17 protein-coding genes are annotated in these 19,500 nt (G+C 68.6%); 4 read left to right on the forward strand and 13 right to left on the reverse strand.

All coding sequences use genetic code 11. The features are described 5' to 3' along the window. Window positions 1–3: 3 nt before the first annotated feature. The 12 genes from BR39_RS0116345 to BR39_RS0116400 all read right to left on the reverse strand — a co-directional run bounded on the left by BR39_RS0116345 (window position 4) and on the right by BR39_RS0116400 (window position 13,615). Window positions 4–411 carry a DUF4282 domain-containing protein gene (locus BR39_RS0116345; RefSeq protein WP_029914083.1) on the reverse strand — a complete coding sequence of 136 codons (408 nt, stop codon included), beginning with the start codon at window positions 409–411 and terminating at the stop codon, window positions 4–6. A gap of 128 nt (window positions 412–539) precedes the next feature. Next, on the reverse strand, window positions 540–1,082 hold the full coding sequence (locus tag BR39_RS0116350) for a hypothetical protein (protein WP_029914085.1): 543 nt from the start codon (window positions 1,080–1,082) through the stop codon (window positions 540–542). Between the two features lie 242 nt (window positions 1,083–1,324). Next, window positions 1,325–3,433, reverse strand: coding sequence for a flagellar biosynthesis protein FlhA (gene flhA, locus BR39_RS0116355; RefSeq protein WP_029914086.1), 2,109 nt, complete (start codon window positions 3,431–3,433; stop codon window positions 1,325–1,327). A 168-nt stretch (window positions 3,434–3,601) separates the two neighbouring features. Continuing rightward, window positions 3,602–4,966 (reverse strand): sigma-54-dependent Fis family transcriptional regulator, encoded by a 1,365-nt coding sequence (locus BR39_RS0116360; RefSeq protein ID WP_029914088.1) that lies wholly within the window; start codon window positions 4,964–4,966, stop codon window positions 3,602–3,604. A gap of 72 nt (window positions 4,967–5,038) precedes the next feature. Further along, a complete protein-coding gene (fliN, locus tag BR39_RS0116365) occupies window positions 5,039–5,374 on the reverse strand; it encodes a flagellar motor switch protein FliN (protein ID WP_029914089.1) in 336 nt (111 codons plus the stop codon). Between the two features lie 5 nt (window positions 5,375–5,379). Beyond that, complete coding sequence (locus BR39_RS0116370; RefSeq protein ID WP_029914091.1) at window positions 5,380–6,024, reverse strand: flagellar assembly protein FliH; 645 nt, start codon at window positions 6,022–6,024, stop codon at window positions 5,380–5,382. Window positions 6,025–6,036: 12 nt separating this feature from the next. Beyond that, window positions 6,037–7,053: a flagellar motor switch protein FliG gene (gene fliG, locus BR39_RS0116375; protein ID WP_029914092.1), complete on the reverse strand. Its 1,017-nt coding sequence runs from the start codon at window positions 7,051–7,053 to the stop codon at window positions 6,037–6,039. A gap of 3 nt (window positions 7,054–7,056) precedes the next feature. Next, window positions 7,057–8,706: a flagellar basal-body MS-ring/collar protein FliF gene (fliF, locus tag BR39_RS0116380; protein ID WP_029914094.1), complete on the reverse strand. Its 1,650-nt coding sequence runs from the start codon at window positions 8,704–8,706 to the stop codon at window positions 7,057–7,059. A gap of 250 nt (window positions 8,707–8,956) precedes the next feature. Then, complete coding sequence (sciP, locus tag BR39_RS0116385; RefSeq protein WP_007675208.1) at window positions 8,957–9,238, reverse strand: CtrA inhibitor SciP; 282 nt, start codon at window positions 9,236–9,238, stop codon at window positions 8,957–8,959. A gap of 169 nt (window positions 9,239–9,407) precedes the next feature. Beyond that, on the reverse strand, window positions 9,408–11,105 hold the full coding sequence (gene flgE / locus BR39_RS0116390) for a flagellar hook protein FlgE (protein ID WP_029914099.1): 1,698 nt from the start codon (window positions 11,103–11,105) through the stop codon (window positions 9,408–9,410). Between the two features lie 123 nt (window positions 11,106–11,228). Then, a complete protein-coding gene (locus tag BR39_RS0116395; RefSeq protein ID WP_029914101.1) occupies window positions 11,229–11,915 on the reverse strand; it encodes a flagellar hook assembly protein FlgD in 687 nt (228 codons plus the stop codon). Between the two features lie 11 nt (window positions 11,916–11,926). Further along, window positions 11,927–13,615 carry a flagellar hook-length control protein FliK gene (locus BR39_RS0116400; RefSeq protein WP_029914103.1) on the reverse strand — a complete coding sequence of 563 codons (1,689 nt, stop codon included), beginning with the start codon at window positions 13,613–13,615 and terminating at the stop codon, window positions 11,927–11,929. 403 nt (window positions 13,616–14,018) lie between these two features. On the opposite strand from BR39_RS0116400, the gene flgK reads away from it, so the two are divergent. From flgK to BR39_RS27280, 4 genes are all read left to right on the forward strand, one after another. Continuing rightward, complete coding sequence (flgK, locus tag BR39_RS0116405) at window positions 14,019–16,133, forward strand: flagellar hook-associated protein FlgK (protein WP_029914104.1); 2,115 nt, start codon at window positions 14,019–14,021, stop codon at window positions 16,131–16,133. A 9-nt stretch (window positions 16,134–16,142) separates the two neighbouring features. After that, window positions 16,143–17,066, forward strand: coding sequence for a flagellin (locus tag BR39_RS0116410; protein WP_029914106.1), 924 nt, complete (start codon window positions 16,143–16,145; stop codon window positions 17,064–17,066). Between the two features lie 204 nt (window positions 17,067–17,270). Beyond that, window positions 17,271–18,494, forward strand: coding sequence for a tRNA 2-thiouridine(34) synthase MnmA (mnmA, locus tag BR39_RS0116415; RefSeq protein WP_156035814.1), 1,224 nt, complete (start codon window positions 17,271–17,273; stop codon window positions 18,492–18,494). A gap of 244 nt (window positions 18,495–18,738) precedes the next feature. Further along, the gene (locus BR39_RS27280; RefSeq protein ID WP_255347301.1) at window positions 18,739–18,870 is read left to right on the forward strand and encodes a hypothetical protein; all 132 of its coding nucleotides are present in this window, start codon (window positions 18,739–18,741) and stop codon (window positions 18,868–18,870) included. A 1-nt stretch (window position 18,871) separates the two neighbouring features. On the opposite strand, the gene BR39_RS0116425 is transcribed toward BR39_RS27280, so the two are convergent. Then, window positions 18,872–19,402 carry a sugar transferase gene (locus BR39_RS0116425; RefSeq protein ID WP_231499487.1) on the reverse strand — a complete coding sequence of 177 codons (531 nt, stop codon included), beginning with the start codon at window positions 19,400–19,402 and terminating at the stop codon, window positions 18,872–18,874. Window positions 19,403–19,500 lie beyond the last annotated feature (98 nt).

Here is a 19,500-nt window from a genome sequence, read left to right on the forward strand (position 1 = left end):
GCGTTATTCGGTCGCAGGCTTGGGAGCCGGCGCCGAGCTCGGGGGGCGGGTGACGGAGGCCACGGCGTGGTCGGCGTCACTGGCCTGGCGCAGGGCGCGCAGGTCCTCGCTGATGCGGAAGATGGCGACGTAGAACTCGCAGAACGCGCGCCACAGCAGCACCATCGCGGCGGCCACCAGCAGGCCCGCGACCAGCACGGGGAAGGCCAGCAGCAGCGATTGCAGGCCGGGCTCCTTCAGGGCCAAGCCGACGGCCGCGCCCACCACCGAGAACGCGAACAGGGCCACGACCCCGAGGCCGGCCCAGTAGATCAGGTGGATCACCGGCCCGGTGACGAGACGGTCGAAGGTCAGCAGGTCCCAGAACAGACCGCTCGAACCACTCGTCCTGGAATTTCTGGCCGGAGCCATCCGACACCCCTCATGTCAGCGGGAGCTCCGCCGGGTACTGGCCCCATCGCTAGCAGCGCGAAGCCCGCTCGGCAATGCCGAGCGGGCTCGCTGATCGTCAGCCGACGATCGTTGGGGACGACGCTAGCCTATTGAGGCTTGGCGCCGGCCAGGGTGGCGTCGATCTGCGCCTTGGTGGCCGTGGTCTGCAGGCCGCCGGTGGCGGCCGCGCTGAAGCTGGCCTTGGGCAGGGCGAACTTCTTCTCACCGCTGGTCACGACCACGTTGGTGGCGCCGTCCGCGCCCGTGGTGGTGCCGGCGATCGTGCCGACGACGGCGCCCGAGGGGTCCTTGACCTCGGAGCCGACCTTCAGGTCCAGGGCCACGTTGGCCGAGGACGGCGTACCGGCCGCGTCGGCGTCGGCGGCGGTGCTGGTGGTGCTGGTCGTGCTGCTGGTGGTCGACTGGGTCGGCGCGCCCGGCAGGGCCGCGGCGGGCGCGGCCTGACCGGCCGGAGCCGTCGTCGCCGCGGGGGCGGCCGGCGTGGTCGACTGGGCCGGAGCCGTGGTCGTGGTGGTGGTCGAGGTGGTCGCGGCGGGCGGCGTCTGAGCCGGGGCCGTCGATTGGGCGAAAGCGGCGCCGGCCAGCGAAACAGTCGCGGCGGCGGCGAACATGGCGATCTTGGTTTTCATCAGTAGCGCTCCGTCGTGAAGGCCCCCGCCTTGGCAAAACGAACGCGACCTATCGGCAACGGTTCCGAAATAGTCAGTAACAACCCGTGACCATTTCTGGGCGTTTCCAGGCGATTTCTGGGCGAAAGGCCTGAGGGCGGCTCGCGACACGGGCGGCCGGGGACATGCACTTGTGCGTGTCCCCAAGTCTGGCGCAGCGCTTCCTGTTGGGGACACGCGCGAGCGCATGTCCCCGGCCTTGCCTAGACCATCCCCACGGTGCGCAGGCGGGCGCGGGGGTGGATTTCGTTCTGGCTCATCACCACGGTCTGGCCGCGGAAGCGCTCGATGATCGAGCGGACATAGGGCCGCACGCCGGGGCTGGTCAGCAGCACCGCGCTGTCGCCGGCCATGGCGGCGCGGTCGAAGGCGTCGCGCACGCCGCGGATGAAGTCCTGCAGGCGCGAGGGGGCCAGGGCCAGCTGCTTGTCCTCGCCCGGACCGACCAGGGCCTCGGCGAAGGCCTGCTCCCACTCGGCCGACAGGGTGATGATCGGCAGGGCGCCGTCCTCGCCGCGGTTGGCCCAGCACAGCTGACGGCCGATGCGGGCGCGGACCTGCTCGGTCAGCTGCACCACCGAGCCGGTGTGCGGCGCGGCCTCGCCGATGCCCTCCAGGATCTGCGGCAGGTCGCGGATCGACACGCGCTCCTTCAGCAGGGCCTGCAGGACGCGCTGGATGGTCGTGGCGCTGACCACCGAGGGGATCAGGTCGTCGACCAGCTTCTTCTGCCCCTCGGGCAGCTCCTTCAGCAGCTTCTGCACCTCGGCGTAGGAGAGCAGGTCGGCCATGTTCTCCTTGAGGATCTCGGTCAGGTGCGTGGTCAGCACGGTGGCCGGATCGACGATGGTGTAGCCGCGGAAGGTGGCCTCCTCGCGCATGGCCTCCTCGACCCAGGTGGCGGGCAGGCCGAAGGCCGGCTCGCGCACGTGCTCGCCGGGCAGCTCCACCTGGCCGCCGCGCGGGTCCATGGCCATCAGGCAGCCCAGGCGCACCTCGCCGGTCCCAGCCTCCATCTCCTTGATCCGGATGGCGTAGCCCTGGTTGGCCAGGCGCATGTTGTCCAGGATGCGGACCGGCGGCATGACGAAGCCGAACTCGGTGGCCAGGGTCTTGCGCAGGGCGCGGATCTGGTCGGTCAGCTTGCGGCCGTCCAGGTCGTTGATCAGGGTCAGCAGGCCGTAGCCCAGCTCGATCTTGACGTCGTCGATGGCCAGGGAGGCGCTGATCGGCTCCTCCTCGGGCTCGGCCGCCGCGGCGGCGGCTTCCAGCTCGGCCGGGCTCAGGGGCTCGGGCTCCTTGGCCTTGGTCGCGCGGCGATAGGCCAGGAAGCCGGCCCCGGCGGCCAGGGCCGCGAACGGGATGATCGGCATGCCCGGGATCAGCGCGATCACCCCGGCCGAGGCCGAGACCATGCCCAGGGCGACCGGGTTCATGGCCAGCTGGGTGGTCAGGGCCTTGTTGGCGCTGCCCTCGACGCCGGCCTTGGACACGACCATGCCGGCGGCGATCGAGATGATCAGGGCCGGGATCTGGCTGACCAGGCCGTCGCCGATGGTCATGATGGTGTAGGAGGCCGAGGCCTCGCCGATCGGCATCTTGTGCTGGACGACGCCGATCAGGATGCCGCCGACGATGTTGATGCCGGTGATGATCAGGCCGGCGACCGCGTCGCCCTTCACGAACTTGCTGGCGCCGTCCATGGCCCCGAAGAAGGTCGATTCCGCCTCCAGGTCCTTGCGGCGCTGTTTGGCGGTGTCCTGGTCGATCAGGCCGGTCGACAGGTCGGCGTCGATGGCCATCTGCTTGCCGGGCATGGCGTCCAGGGTGAAGCGGGCCGCGACTTCCGCGATCCGGCCCGAACCCTTGGTGACAACCATGAAGTTCACCACCACCAGGATGATGAAGACGATCACCCCGATGACGAAGTTGCCCTGCATCATCAGGTTGCCGAAGGCGGCGATGACCGCGCCGGCCCCGTGCGAGCCCTCCTGGCCATGGCCGAGGATCAGGCGCGTGGAGGCCACGTTCAGGCCCAGGCGATAGAGGGTCGCGACCAGCAGGACGGTCGGGAACGAGGTGAATTCCAGCGGCTTCTTGATCAGCACCGCCGTCATCAGGATCAGGACCGAGCCCGTCACCGAAATGGCCAGCAGCAGGTCCAGCAGCATCGGCGGGACCGGGATGATCAGCAGGACGATGATGCCCACGACGCCCAGGGCCAGTCCCATTTCGCCGCGCAGGATCCCTTCCCACAGCGCCTTGGGGCTGGGGATGGAGGTTGCGGCCTTGGGGACGGCGGCGTCAGCCATTCAAATCCTAGATCCCGTAGTGGAGCTTGAATCCGCGATGAAGCGATTTGCGCGAACCCGCCAGGGTCTTAATCGAAATTAGCCATGTCGGGCGCCGGACCGATGGTCGCGGCCCCCGAACGGAGTTCATCCAGATCAGGCCGCGGCCACCCCGCCCAAGACTTTCCATTAGGCGGCGGCGACGCCGCCTTGGGGCGGCGGCACCGGAACGCCGGCGTCGGAATATTCCTTCAGCTTGTTGCGCAGGGTGCGGATCGAGATGCCCAGGATGTTGGCCGCGTGGGTGCGGTTGCCCAGGCAGTGCTCCAGGGTGTCGATGATCAGCTGCTGCTCGACCTCGGCGACGGTCGAGCCGACGAAGGTGCGCGACACGGCGTCGGCGGCCATCTGGGCGCCGCGGGCCACCGCCACGTCCGGCGCCGGGGCCAGGGGCTGGCCGTCGGGCAGGCGGATGGCGAATTCCTCGATCTCGGCGCCCGGCGACAGCAGCACCGCGCGGTGCATGGCGTTTTCCAGCTCGCGGACGTTGCCCGGCCAGCGGTGGGCGATCAGCCGGCGCTTGGCCTCGGCCGAGATCGGCTTTTCCGGCATGCCGTTGGCGGCCGAGTACTTCTTCACGAAGTGCTCGCACAGGGTGATGACGTCGCCCGGGCGCTCGCGCAGCGGCGGCAGACGCAGGTTCACGACGTTCAGGCGGTAGAGCAGGTCCTCGCGGAACGTGCCGTCCTTCACGGCCTGGGCCAGGTCGCGGTTGGAGGTGGCCAGGATGCGGATATCGACCTTGACCGGCTTCTGGCCGCCGACGCGGTCGATCTCGCGCTCCTGGATGGCGCGCAGCAGCTTGGCCTGCAGGCGGGCGTCCATTTCGCTGATTTCGTCCAGCAGCAGGGTGCCGCCGTTGGCTTCCTCGAACTTGCCGACCCGGCGGGCCACGGCGCCGGTGAAGGCGCCCTTCTCGTGGCCGAACAACTCGCTTTCCAGCAGGTTCTCGGGGATGGCGGCGCAGTTGACCGAAATGAAGGGGGCCTTCGACCGACGCGACTTGGCGTGGACGTAGCGGGCCATCACTTCCTTACCCGAGCCGCTTTCGCCGGTGATCAGGATCGAGGCTTCCGACGGGGCCACCTGGTCGGCCAGGCGGATCACGTTCTCCATCGCCGGATCGCGGACGATCATCGGGCGGTTGTCGTCGGTGACGGCGGCCAGGACGGCGGCGATCAGCTCGGCGTCCGGCGGCAGCGGGATGAACTCCTTGGCCCCGGCCTTGATCGCCGCGGCGGCCCGCATCGGGTCGGCGTCGACGCCGCAGGCCACCACCGGCACCCGGATCCGCTCGGACTCGTTGGTGGCGATCAGGCCCGCGATGTCGAGCGTGTACTCGACCATCATCAGGTCCGCGCCCTGCCCGGCCCGCAGCGCGTGGGTCGCCGCTTCCGTGGTCTCGACGTGCGAGACCTTGGCCCCGGTGTTCATCGCCATCTTCACGGCGACCGAGAGCTGTCCGTTCAGTTTTCCGACGACCAGGAGGCGCATCGTTCTATCTCCGTTGGGGCTATGCCGCCCCGGCAGTTCAACTGGTTAAGCGGTACTCGACGTCGCCGACGGTCAGCCGGCGGCGTCGCCGTCCTTGATGATTTCCGTCATGGTCACGCCCAGGCGCTCGTCGACGACGACGACCTCGCCGCGCGCCACCAGGCGGTTGTTCACATAGATGTCGATCGCCTCGCCGACCTTGCGGTCCAGCTCGAGGATCGAGCCGGCCGACAGCTGCAGCAGCTGGGCCACCGACATGTGGGCCCGGCCCAGCACGGCCGAGATGTTGACCGGCACGTCGAAGACCGGCGCCAGGTCGGACGCGATCTTGTCGCTGAGTTCGACCGGCATCTCGGAGGCCAGCATCGTGCCGCCGAATTCGTCGAGGGTGAGGTTGTCTTCGGACATGGCGGTCAGCTTTCGCTAGGCAGAAGGGGTTCGGCGTGGAGCCCTTCGGCCGCGATCGCGGCTTCCAGGGCCTGGGTGACGCGGGCGGCCGCGTCGGTCGGGTCGAAGGCCGCACGGCCGTCGCCCCAGTCGAGGACGAAGGCGGCGGCCGGCAGGTGGGCATCGGCGCGGGCCAGGATCTGACCGGGGAAGCCGATGGCGTTGGCGGTCTGCTCCAGGGCGGCCTGGGTGCGCTCGACCAGGTGCGGGGCGACCCGCACGGTCAGCTTCGGGCTGGCCTCGACCTCGCGGGCCAGGGCCGTCAGGGCCGCCTGGGCGGGTTGGGCCGGGAACTGGTCCAGCGCCGCGTCGGCGATGGCCCGGCCGCAGGCCAGGGCCAGCATCGCCGAGCCTTCGCGGTGCTCGTGGGCCACGGCCGTCAGGGTCGAGAAGGCGCCGTGGATCGCCTGGCCGATGGCGTTCAGGGCCATGGCGGCCTCGCGCTCGGACTGGGCGACGGCCGACTGCTCGCCGGCGGCGTAGGCCTCGGCCTTGGCGGCCTCCAGCTCCTCCAGCGTGAAGTTCTTCTTCACCCGCGCGGGCGCGGTCATGCCGCCGTGGTCGTCGAACACGGTGTCGAAGGTGAAGCGGCGGGGGGTCATGTCGGTCATTCAGCCATCCCCCTAGTAGATCAGTTCGTCTTCGGCGCCGGCGCCGGCCAGCATGATCTCGCCCTTGGCGGCCAGGTCCTTGGCGACCTGCACCATGGCGACCTGGGCCTGGTCGACGTCCTTCAGGCGGACCGGGCCCATGCTTTCCATGTCCTCGCGCATGATCTTCGAAGCGCGTTCCGACATGTTCGAGAAGAACATCTCGCGCAGCTTGTCCGAGGCGCCCTTCAGGGCCAGGGCCAGCTGTTCCTTGCCGGTGGCGCGCAGCAGGGTCTGGACGCCGCCCGGATCCAGCTTCGACAGGTCCTCGAACACGAACATCAGGGCGCGGATGCGCTCGGCCGCCTCGCGGTTGCGCTCTTCCAGGGCGGCGATGAAGCGGGCCTCGGTCTGGCGGTCGAAGTTGTTGAAGATCTCGGCCATCATCTCGTGGCTGTCGCGCTTGGACGTGCGCGCCAGGTTCGACATGAATTCGGTGCGCAGGGTCTGCTCGATCTTGTCGAGGATCTCGCGCTGGACCGGCTCCATCCGCAGCATGCGGGTGACGCATTCCAGGGCGAAGTCCTCCGGCAGCGAGGCCAGCACGCGCGCGGCGTGGTCGCTCTTCACCTTCGACAGCACCACCGCGACGGTCTGCGGGTATTCGTTCTTCAGATAGTTGGCGAGCACCGCCTCGTTCACGTTGCCCAGCTTGTCCCACATGGTCCGACCCGCGGGACCGCGGATCTCTTCCATGAGCTGGTCGACCTTCTCCTGCGGCATGAACGACGCCAGCAGGCGCTGGGTCTGCTCGTAGGAGCCCATGATCGCGCCGGTCGAGCTCATGCCCGAGACGAACTCGACCAGCAGCTCTTCCACGACCGAGGCCGAGACCGTGCCCAGGCCGGCCATGGCCTGGGAGACTTCCTTGATCTCTTCGTCGTCCAGGGCTTCCCAGATCGCGGTGTGCTCTTCGCCCAGGGCGAGCAGCACGATCGCGGCCTTTTCCGGCCCGGCGAGTTTCTTCACGTCGTTGACGGAGGTCTTCATCGCTTACTCCGACTCGTGCAGCCAGGAGCGGAGGATCGCGACGGATTCCTCGGGGTGCTTTTCGACGAACTCGGAGACCCGCTTGATCGACGAGGCCTTCACCTGGCCCTCGATCTTGGCGATGTCGATGCGCTGGTCCATGTCGCTGACCGGGCCGGCGATGGCGATGGCCTCGCCCGACTGGTCGATGACGACTTCCTGTGTGGTGCCGTCCGACAGGGTGACCATGCGGGTCACCTGCGGCGTGGCCAGGGCCATGCCCAGCGGGGTCGGCGGCGGGCTCATCAGGCTCTTCAGGAACGGGCGGACCGCGAACAACAGGATCAGCAGGGCGACGACCGCCAGCACGCCCAGCTCGGCGATGCGCATCAGGTCGTTCTTGTCCATGCCGTCCAGCAGGCCGGCCTTGCCCAGGCCCTGGTCCTCGGGCTGCGGGAAGCGGACGTTGACCACCGAGACCTGGTCGCCGCGCGAGGCGTCGAAGCCGACCGCGGTCTTCACCAGCTGCTCCAGCTGGGCCATCTCGGCGGCGGTGCGCGGGGTGTAGGCGCCCGGCTTGCCGTCCTTGCCCGGAGGGGCGACGATCCCGTCGACGGCCACGGCCACGGCGACCTTGCGGACCTTGCCCGGCTCCTGGACGGTGGTCGTGGTGCTTTCCGAGATCTCGTAGTTGGTGACGCTCTCGTTGCTGTTGGACTTGGAGCCCAGCGGCTGGAAGCCGTTCGGGGTCTGGCCCGGGATGTTCTGGGTCGAGGTGACGCCGCCGGTGTCGTCGTTCTTGGTCTCGCTGGCGTCGTTGGCGTTGGTGCTTTCCGAGCGGATGACCTGGCCGTCCGGATCGAACTTGCGCTCCTGGGTGGTGACGCGGTTCAGGTCGAGATCGGCGGTGACGTTGACGCGCGCCTTGCCCGGGCCCAGTACGCCGTCGATCATGTCCTTGACCGTCTTGGCGATGCGGCCCTCGGCCTCGCTCTTGGCGTCCTGGGCCAGCTTGCCGGCCAGGCTCTCGTCGCTGCCGGCCGACAGGGTCTTGCCGTGCTGGTCGATGACGTTGACGGCGTCGGGCTTCATGCCGGCGACCGAACCGGCCACCAGGTTCTGGACGGCGCGGACCATGTCGGCCGACGGTTCGCGGCCCATACTGATGGTGACGGCGGCGGTCGGCTTCTCGGCGTCTTCCTCGAACAGCTGACGCTTGGGGATCACCAGGTGGACGCGGGCGGCGCGCACGCCGTCCCAGCCCTGGATGGTGCGCTCCAGCTCGCCCTGCAGGGCGCGCTGGCGGTTCAGCTGCTGGACGAAGTCGGTCTGGCCCAGGGCGCTGGAGGTGTCGAAGATTTCGTAGCCGACCGAGCCCGAGGTCACGAGGCCCTTGGTGAAGATCAGCTGGCGGGCGGAATTGACCTTGTCGCGCGCGACATAGATCGTCGCGCCGTCGGCCTTGGTCTCGTACTTGATGCCCGCCTGGTCGAGGGCGGCGGTGGCGGCGGCGGATTCCTTGGGGTCGACGTTCGACAGCAGCAGCTCGTTGGGCTGCTTGCTCATCATCATCATCACGGCGGCGATCACGGCGATCGCGCCCGCGGCGACGCCAATCAGGGCGGCCAGACGACCGACGCCAAATCGTTGAATCGCACCGAGGAACTTGTCCAACCTACGCCCCAAACCCTGAACGGCCTCCCGACGAGGACGCTTAGCCACACGCGCCGGAGCACGCCGTCGCTAGGCAGGATTTACCCAGTGCAAGGTAAACGGGTCGTTTACAAAAGGGGGCGCCAAGGGGGTGGCGGGGGCGCCAAAAGGTCGCGGCCGCGTCCCAGGGGAACGCGGCCGCCGATCTGTACAACTGGGCTCGCCGGAGGGGTGAAACCCCGGCGTTCCCTTACGCTTCAACGCCCGCCGACTAGCGGTACTGCTGAAGCCGCGTGGTCCGAAGACCCGCCAGGCCGTGACGGTCGATCGATTGTTGCCAGGCGAGGAATTCCTCGTTGGTCAACTTGTACCGATCGCACGCCTCGTCGAGCGAGAGGAGACCACCGCGGACGGCGGCCACCACCTCGGCCTTGCGCCGGATCACCCAACGCTGGGTTTCCGGAGGCGGCAAGTCGGAGAGAGTCAGCGGCGCGCCGGTCGGACCGATCACGTACTTCTCACCCCGGCTGTTCGTGCGCTGCTGCTGCAACATGGCTTTACGCCTTTCCCACAACCATCACTGTTGGAGAGGAACATACGCGCCGGGAAATAACAGGCGCTTAATTCCAATAGTAAAGAAAGACTGAAACACGAGGCTTTCTCCCTACTCCTGTGATGTATCAATGTGACACAGGGTAATTAAGGTCAGTTAAGACCTGTAATTACCGCTTAATGCTCAGAAGCTCTTCTAGCATCTGGTCAGCGGTGGTGATGATCTTCGACGAAGCCGAATAGGCTCTTTGCGTCGTGATCAACCCCGTGAACTCGGTCGACAGGTCGACCGTCGAAGCTTCCAGCGTGGACGGAGCAATCACGCCCGCTCCACCCTGTCCCGGAGTCTTCAAGCTATAGGTGCCGCTTTCGTTGGTGACGCGATATGCATTTCCGTTCACCCCCTTCAATCCGTTGGGGTTCGAGAACGTGGCGATCGCAACCTGTGCGATCCGGCGCGTGACGCCGTTGTCGAAGATCGCCGAGACATAGCCCTGGTCGTCGACCTCGATGTTGGTCAGGTTGCCGAAGGCCGTGCCGTTGGTGTTCACCGACTGGACCACCGACTGGCTGTTGTACTGGGTCAAGCCGCCGGCGGCGCTGGCCAGGTCGATCTGGATGTCCTGGGCGTCGATGCCCAGGCCGTCGGCCCAGCGCGGCGGGGTCACGGCGGGCGGGGCCAGGTTGGTCACGGCCGGGTCCGAGGCGCCGATGTTGATGGCGGTCGGGGTGACGCCGCCGAACAGGTTGCCGACCGAAGCCAGCTTGCCGTCGGTGGTGAAGGTGACCTTGCCCGAGCTGATCAGGCCGTTGGTGTTGTTGTCCAGGTCGCCCGGCTTGGCGCGCAGTTCGGCGAACCACTCGTTGGGGCCGGGGCCCTTCAGCAGCGACAGGGTGACGGTGCGCTGGCCGCCCTTGGAGTCCGAGACCGGGATCTGGATCTCGAAGTCCGGCTTGACGCCCGTGGTCGGGTCTTCGGCGTAGTCCGACATCGAGCGGGTCGCCGGGTCGTAGGCGCCGCTGTTGACCGCGTCGGTCTTGTTGTTCAGGCCCAGCTGGGTCTGGGTCAGGGTCACCGCGGGCGGGCCGGCGGCGATCTGCACGTTCGGCGCGGTGCCCGGCAGGGTGGTGCCCGTCAGCAGGCCGGTGATCGGGTCGTAGGTGTTGACGCCCTTGGCGACGGCGACGCCGGCCTGACGGATCTCGACGGCGTACTCGTTACCGTTGCCGGTCGGGCTGTAGTAGATCGAGTAGTTGTTGGTCGCGCCGCTGCTGTCGACCAGGGCGGTCTTGGTCGACACGGCGTTGGCCGCGGCCGAGACCGGCTGTTCCGAGCGCAGGTTGGCGTTGACGCCGACGCGGGTGGTCTTCTCGGCGGTGCCGCCGACGGTGCCGACGTTGATCGACGACAGCTGGGTCAGGTCCGAGGGGTCGGGCGTTATCGTGCCCGTCACCGGATCGGCCAGCCAGCCCTGCAGGTAGAGGCCGGCGTCGTTGCGCAGGTAGCCCAGGTTGTCCAGCTGGAACGAGCCGGCGCGGGTGAACGAGCGGGTGTCGGTGGCGGTCAGGCCTTCCGGCTTCTCGGTGCCGACGAAGAAGCCCGAGCCGGCGATCGACAGGTCCAGGTTCGAGGTCGTGGCCTGGGTCAGGCCCTGCTGGCTGACGAACTGGTGGGTCTGGGCCTTCACGCCGCCGGCGCTGTAGGTGGCGTTCTTGCTCTGCGAGGTGACCAGCGTCGAGAAGTTGGCCGAGCTGCGCTTGTAGCCGACGGTGTTGACGTTGGCGATGTTGTCCGAGATCGCGGCCAGGGCCGACGAGTTCGAGATCAGGCCGGAAACCCCGGCGAGCATGGCGCTGTTGATGCTCATGACTGTGATCCTGCGATGAAATTCAAAACGGAAAGGGTTTGAGGGTTCAGCGCGGTTTGCGTTCGGACCCCCGCGGGGGTCCCAGAGGCGTCATTCTGACGCCCGATCATCTTGTTGGTCGGCCTAGCTGCTGGCGGCCGGCGCGTCGGTGACGCCGATCACGGAGTCGATCGGCACCTTGGTGTCGCCGATCCAGACCATGTTCTGACCGCTCTCGTTGGTGACCTTGGTGACGATGCCGTCGATGCGGCCCTTCGAGGTCGTGGTGATGTTCGAGCCCTCGGGGTCGGTCGCCGTGACCTTGATGGTGTAGGCGCCGCCGGCCGGCTGCACCGTGCCGTCGTCGCTCTTGCCGTCCCACTCGAAGGTGTGGTCGCCGCCCGACATGTCGTCCGGCAGCTGGGTGCGGATGGTCTTGCCGAACTTGTCGATGACCTCGATCTTGACCCCGGTGGCCGAGCGGCTCTGGGTGTAGCTCCAGGTCGCCTTGCCGTCCTTGAGCACCGACTTGTCGGTCTCGGCGGTCACCTGCTTGCCCATCAGGTTCACGGCGTCGCTGATGCCGCCGCTGGTGTTCATGCCCACCAGGGCCGTCAGCAGGTCGTTGGTCACCAGCTGCTGCTCGACCCCCGTCATCTGGGTGATCTGGCTGGTCATCTGGGTCGTGTCGGTGGGCGACAGCGGATCCTGGTTCTTCAGCTGGGTGGTCAGCAGCTTGAGGAACGTCTGCTCGTTGTTGGCGAGCGAGTTCCGCGAGTTGTTGATCTTGTCCGTGATGCTAGTGCCGGTGCTGCTGGTGGCGGCGACCATGGGCGGCTCTCCTAGATTCTGACGTCGACGCCGCTGGCCTCGGCGACGCGGAGGCCGGGCAGCAGGGCGGACGGGGCGAGCGGGATGTCTTCAGCCAGGGCCGATTGAAAGGCGCGGCCGTGGAAGGCCTGACGGCCGTCGCCGCCCTGCTGGTTCTGGAAGTTGAAGAAGGCGTTCTGGCTCTGACCGCTCTGGTTCTGGCTCGAGCTGTCGAAGCTCAAGGCGTTGTCGGCGACGTTGAAGCCGGCCGCGGCCAGGGCCTGGCGCAGCTCGCCCGACTTGCCGCGCATGTCGGCGGCGGCGGCCGGGTTGTCGAAGTTCAGGGCGGCGGTCAGCTTGCCGTCCTTGGCGATCTCGATGCGCACGTCGACGCGGCCCAGGCCTTCCGGCTGCAGCACCACGTCGAAGCGGCTGGTCTTGCCGACCACCGCCTTGCTGGCGATCTCGGTCGTCAGGTGGCTGACCGTCTCGGGGCCGGCCTTGGGCAGCTGGGCGGCGACGACCGGGGCCGGGGCGGCGGCGGTGCCGGGGGCCACGAAGGTCGGGGCGGTCGCCGGGGCGTCGGCCTGGGCGACGACCGGCGCGGCTTCCTTCAGGGGCGAACCCTGGGCGTTGGCCTGGTCCTGGGCGCCGCCCTGGGTCGAGCCCTCGCCCGTCGTCGCGGCGTGGGCCGAGGCGACGACCGGGCCGTGGGCCGGTTCGGCGGCGGCCTCGGCCACCGCGGCGGCGACCGCGGTCGCCGTGGTCGAGGCGGTCTTCGGCTCGGCGGCCTTCACCGTCTTGGCGGTCACGGAGGCGACTTCCGGCGCGGCGGCCTGGGCGGCCGCGGCCGTCTGGACGGGGGCGGCGTCGGCCTCGACGGCCGGCGCGGCGGCGGTCGCCTGGGCGGCGGCGTCGGTCGCGACGGGCGCGGCGGCCTGGGCGGCCGGCGCGGGGGCCTCGGTCTTGGCGGCCGGCGCGCTCGAGGCGGTCTTGGCCTTGGCGGCGGCCGCGGCGGCGGCGGCCAACTCGGCGGCCGAGGCGGCCGGCGTCTGCGGCAGGTCGAGGACCGGAGCGGTCTCGGCGGCGTCCGTCGCCGCGGCGGCGGCGGGGACGGCGGTTTCCTGGGCGGCGGCGGCCTGGGCGACGACCGGGGCGAAGACGGTGTCGGCGGCGACGGGAGCCTGGCCGGCCGTCGCGGTCGCGTCGGCGGCGGCGTCGGTCTTCACGGTCTGGGTCGTCGGCGCCTGCATGGCGGCGATCAGGGCCGCGGCGGCCGCCAGGGCGGCGGCGTCGGCCTGGCCGGTGGTCGCGTCGGCCGCCTGGCCGTCGGCGACGGTCGTGTCGGCGTCGCTCTTGGCGTCGGTCTTGCTGTCGGCGGTCGGGGCGTCCGAGGCCTTGGCGTCGCCCTGGTCGGCGTCGGCCACCTTGGTGGGCGCCTTGGCGTCGCCGGCCTTGTCCGAAGCGTCGGCGGCGCGATCGGCCTTGTCGGCCTTCGCATCGGCCTTGGCGTCGGCGGCCTTGGCGCTGGAGGCTTTATTGTCTTGCGCGCGGTCCGCGGCCTTGCCGGCGTCTCGCACGGGGGCCTTGTCGTTCGCGGCGTTGGCGCCGCCGGCCTGGGCCAGCAGGGCGCCGAAGCCGTCGGCCGCGTCCTTGTCATAGCCGCCGGCGATCGCCGGGGCCTGGGGCAGGACGGAAGTGGGTGCAGCGATCGCGGTCATGCGTCGATTGGGTCCACGGAGGATGGCGGCCCGAAGAGGACACGCCTTGATCCGGCCATCCCTCAGCAACCGCCGGGCCAACTCGTGTCGACGCCATAAGATATTGTTTTATTTGATTTTAATCTTGCATTTACGACTTCGGATAGGCCGACCACGGCGTTTTTTGCCGGGCCAAACAGGGTTAACGGGACCAGGCTTGCCGCGTCGTCGCGTCCCACCCGCAGTTGGCGCCCTCCTTGCGCATACGTTCTTGTCGCTCGCTCGACGCCAGGAACGAATTGCCATGAATTTCAATGGCTTGCACATCGCCGAAGGGGTCGAACCCCGCAACGCCCGGCAGTTTTCGCCGGGCAAGGTCGCGTCGTGCCGTTCGTGGTTTGCCGAGCTGGCCGGAGAATAGACCATGTCGTTGAACACCATCTTGAACGTCGCGACCTCGGGGATGATGGCCAGCCAGACCGGCTTGCGCGTCGTTTCCGACAACATCGCCAACATCAACACCGCCGGTTACGTCCGCAAGACGATCGCCCAGTCGAACCTGGTGTCGAACGGCATGGGCGTGGGCGTCAACATCGACGCCATCAAGCGGGCCACCGACAAGTTCATGGCCGCCGCCAGCCTGAACGGCGCTTCGGACTCCGGGCGCACGGGCGCGATCGCGACCGCCATGGACAACGCCCAGAAGCTGTTCGGCGACCCCAGCGCGACCGACAACTTCTTCGCCACCCTGGACGACGTCTACGCCGCCTTCTCGATGGCCGTGGACGACCCGTCCTCGACCCTGCTGCGCAGCAGCGCGGTGACCAAGGTCGAGGACTTCCTCGGCGAGAGCAAGCGCATCACCTCGTCGCTGTCGAGCCAGATCAAGGACACCGACAACCGCATCGGCGCCGACGTCGACCGGGTCAACGACCTGCTCAAGCAGATCGACGCCCTGAACGTCGACATCACCCGCGCCAAGATGGCGGGCGCCGACGGCACCGGCTCCGAGAACGTCCAGAGCGGACTGATCAACGAGCTGTCGACCTACATGAACATCCAGGTCAGCGACCGCGCCAACGGCGGGGTCATGGTCCGTTCGGGCGAGGGCGTCACCCTGGCCGGCAACGGCCCGGCCACGATCGCCTACAACCAGTCGGGCCCGGCCAACGGCTATCTCACCGTGGTCACCGCCAACAGCGGCGGCCAGGTCATGCCGCTGGCCGTCACCAACGGCGAGATCCAGGGCCTGCTCCAGCTGCGCAACACCGAGCTGCCCAACCTCTCCGACCAGCTGGGCGAGTTCGTCAGCCGGGCGGCCGAGGAGATGAACCGCGCCTCCAACGCCGCCAGCTCGGTCCCCGCGCCCAACAGCATGACCGGCAAGGACCTGGGCCTGGACGCCAACACGGCCTTCGCCAACTTCACCGGCAAGACCACGATCGCCATCACCGACCCCAACAGCGCCATCGTCCGGCGGATCGACATCGACTTCGGCGCCGGGACCATGACGGTGAACGGCGCGGCCGGCCCGGCCTTCACCAACACCAACTTCCTGACCCAGCTGAACACCGCCCTGGGCGGCACGGCCACCGCGGCCTTCGCCAACGGGCAGCTGAGCCTGAACACCACGGCCGCGACCAACGGCATCGCCATCGTCGACGACGCCACCACGCCCTCGAGCAAGGCCGGCAAGGGCTTTTCCCAGTTCTTCGGCCTGAACGACATCATCCGCTCGGACGGCTACTCGCCCTACGAGACCGGCATGGTGGCCGGCGACCAGAGCGGCTTCACCCCCGGCCAGACCATCACCCTGCGCCTGACCGACGGCGACGGCAGCCGCATCCGCGACATCCAGGTGGCGATCCCCACGGGGACCGGCACGATGCAGGAAACCATCGACGCCCTGAACTCGCGCAACTCGGGCGTGGGCCTCTACGGCTCCTTCGCCCTGGGCTCGAAGGGCGAGCTGACCTTCACCTCCAACAGCGCCTCCCCGGTCAACCTGTCGGTGGTCGAGGACAAGACCCAGCGCGGCGTCGGCGGCCCCTCGCTCAGCCAGCTGTTCGGCGTGGGCATGAGCGAGCGCAGCACCCGCGGCGGCCTCTACTCGGTCGACCCGGCCATGGACGCCAACCCCGCCAAGCTGCCGTTCGCCAAGCTGGACCTGACCGTGGCGGCTGGCGTGCCGGCCCTGGCGGTCGGCGACGGCCGCGGCGCCCTGGCCCTGGCCAAGGCCGGCGACAGCACCACCACCTTCGCCAACGCCGGCGACACGGCCGGTTCCAAGAAGAGCGTGCTGAACTACGGCGCCGACTTCAGCGGCTCGATCGCCCGCAAGGCCGCCTCGGCCACCAGCCGCAAGGAAGCCGCCGACTCCGTCAAGACCGAGGTCGACGCCCAGCGCCAGTCGCAGGAGGGCGTCAACCTCGACGAGGAGCTCGTCAACCTGACCACCTACCAGCAGGCGTTCAACGCCTCCGCCCGCCTGATCCAGGCGACGAAGGACATGTTCGATGTCCTCACCAATATCGTTTGAGGTTAAGCCATGACCCGCGTCTCCACCTCCGGCAACTTCGGCGTGATGACCAGCAACCTGATGCGCGCGCAGGTGCTGCAGAACATCGCCGGCGAACAGGTCTCCAGCCAGAAGAACGCCAACGACCTGAAGGGCTACGCCAAGAACGCCGAGGTCCTGACGGCCATGAAGACCGCCCAGGCCAAGGTCGCCGGCTTCCTGGACCAGACCTCGCTGGTCGCCAACCGCCTGGACGTCCAGGACATCGGCATCGGCCAGATCGCCGACGCCACCCAGGACGCTCGCGACGCCATCGCCAACGCCATCGCGGCCGGCAGCGCCGAGACCCTGATGCAGCAGCTGAACGGCGCGTTCGGCGACGTGGTCCAGGGCCTCAACAGCAAGTTCAACGGCCGCTACGTGTTCGCCGGCGCCAAGTCCGACACCATGCCGACCACGGCCACCAGCATGGCCGACCTGACCGCCGGTCCGCCGATCGCCACCCTGTTCACGAACGACCAGTACATCACCAGCAACCGCATCGACGACACCACCTCGGTCGATACGGGCCAGTTGGCCGACAAGCTGGGCACGGGCGTCTACGGCGCCTTCGCCCAGGTCCAGGCCTATGTCGACGCCAACGGCCCGTTCACGGGCAAGCTGACCGAGGCCCAGAGCCAGTTCCTGCAGGGCCTGCTGGCCCCCTTCGACACCGTCAAGAAGGACCTGACCATCGCCCAGGCCCAGAACGGCCTGAACCAGAAGCGCTTCGAGACCGCCCAGACCGACCTCTCGGCCCAGGCCGACACCCTGACCACCATGGTCGGCGGCATCACTGACGTCGACATGGCCGAGGCGGTCACCCGCCTGGAATCGGCCAAGCTGGCCGTCCAGGCCTCGGCCCAGGTGTTCGCGTCCCTGCAGAACTCGTCGCTGCTGAACGTGCTGAGGTAGGGCTGGGCGGAGGGACGCCCCCTCCGTCGGGCTTCGCCCGCCACCTCCCCCGTTTCACGGGGGAGGAGAGACCGCCTGGAATCCTCCTCACCTGTGAAACGGGGGAGGTGGCGCGATGCGAATACGCAGCGTGACGGAGGGGGCGTCACCGCCCGCGACACCCGCAATCTCGCAAAACCGGCCCTGAACCGCTATATGGCCGCGATGGACGCCGACATCGCTCTTCTGGACACCGCCACGACCACCGCCTCCGCCCTGGACCGCGCGGTCGAGCAGGCGCGCGCGGCCGTGGGCCTGCCGGTCGGGACGCGGATCGTGGCGGCGATGTCCGGCGGGGTGGACTCCACCGTCACCGCCGCCCTGCTGGCCAAGGCCGGCTACGACGTGGTGGGCGTGACCCTGCAGCTCTACGACCACGGCGCGGCGATCTCGCGCAAGGGCGCCTGCTGCGCCGGCCAGGACATCATGGACGCCCGCATGGCGGCCGAGCGGATCGGCATCCCGCACTACGTCCTGGACTACGAAAGCCGCTTCAAGGAGCAGGTGATCGAGGACTTCGCCGACGCCTATCTGCGCGGCGAGACGCCGATCCCGTGCGTGCGCTGCAATCAAACCGTGAAGTTCCGCGACCTGCTGGACGTGGCCCGCGACCTGGGCGCCGAGGCCATGGCCACCGGCCACTACGTGCAGCGCGCCATGCCGGCTTCCGGCGGCAATCGCCCGCAGCTGCGCCGCGCCGCCGACCCGGCCAAGGACCAGAGCTATTTCCTGTTCGCCACCACGCCCGAGCAGCTGGACTTCCTGCGCTTCCCGCTGGGCGGCATGGACAAGCCGACCGTGCGCCTGGTGGCCGCCGAGCTGGGCCTGGCGATCGCCGACAAGCCCGACAGCCAGGACATCTGCTTCGTGCCCGAGGGCAAGTACACCACGGTGATCGACAAGATCCGCCCGCAAGGCGCCCTGCCCGGCGACATGGTGCACATGGACGGCCGCGTGCTGGGCAGACACGAGGGCGTCACCCGCTACACCATCGGCCAGCGCCGGGGCCTGAACATCGCCGTCGGCGACCCGCTGTTCGTCGTCAAGATCGACGCCGACAAGCGCCAGGTCATCGTCGGCCCGCGCGAGGCCCTGCTGACCCAGGCGCTGTCGCTGAAGGAAGGCAACTGGCTCGGCGCCGAGGACAGCCTGGAAGCGGCCGCCGCCAACGGCGCGCCGGTGCTGGCCCGCGTGCGCTCGACCCGCGAACCCGTCCCGGGCCGCCTGGCCCTGGTCGACGGTCCCAATGGGGGGGAACCGCGCCTGGTGTTCGACGTGCTGGAAGAAGGCGTGGCCCCCGGCCAGGCCTGCGTGCTGTACGACCCCGCCGACCCCGAGCGGGTCCTGGGCGGCGGCTTCATCGTGGCCACCGAGCGGGCGGCGCTCTAAGCGTCGCCCCTCGCTCGCCGACGCCTCGAAAACCAGCAAACGCCGCACTTTTCAGCACATTATTGACGACGCCGTCAAAACGGCGTCGTCCGACCAATAGTCACGCTAAAATAATTGCCCTCTGCACCGAAAATTCACGTCGCGAGCGAGTGACATACGAAACTTTTATGGCATCTAGAGCGTATCTACTGTGTGCTGCCGTCAAGCTTTTTGACGCTGCTGTAGAATTCGGAGTTGTAGGCCCATGGCTACCGCCGCCTATACTGACAAGCGTCACCAGGACCGGCACGTTTCCTTGACCCGCCTGACGGTGATCGTGGCCAACCTGGCGCTCTGGGCCAGCCTGATCGCCGGCGTCGTGCTGGTCGCGGGCTGACCTAGTCGACGCCCTGTTCCTCGCGGAACAGGCCCTGGACCGCGTACAGCCCCGCCACCTTCAGGTCCTCGAACACCGACCATCGGGCCACATAGTCCAGCTCGGCGCTCCATGACGGCTCGCCCTCGCCGGCGCGGGGCCAGATCATCCCCGGCCGCGCCTCCAGACGCCGGGCGTAATCCGGCAGCCCCTGGCTCAAACTGACATACTGCGACGGCGACTGCGGCCTGGGCCCGATCAGCGACATGTCGCCGTCGATGACGTTGACCGCCGAGGGCAGATCGGCCAGCCCCGCCTGCCAGAGCGCCCGATCGAACACGGTCTCACCGTCGGCCGGCCGGTGAAGACGCCAGCGGCCGAAGATCGCGCCGCCCAGGCCGACGGTCTGCTCGCACGTGAAGACGGGCCCGCTCCGACTGCAACGGATCGCGGCGATCATCAGCACGCCCACCGGTAGGAAGAACACCAGGACGAGGACCGCGCCCAGCACGTCCAACACCCGCTTGCACACGCTTCCGGCGGGACCCACCACGCCGACACGTTCCCTCGCTTCACTCAACGCGAACCCCACTGCACACCGGGCGCCCCCGCCCGAGCGTCCCACGCGAGGGCTTGGACGCTCGAGGGCTT

Origin of the sequence: Caulobacter sp. UNC358MFTsu5.1 (assembly GCF_000712075.1) — a bacterium.
Lineage (GTDB): Bacteria > Pseudomonadota > Alphaproteobacteria > Caulobacterales > Caulobacteraceae > Caulobacter.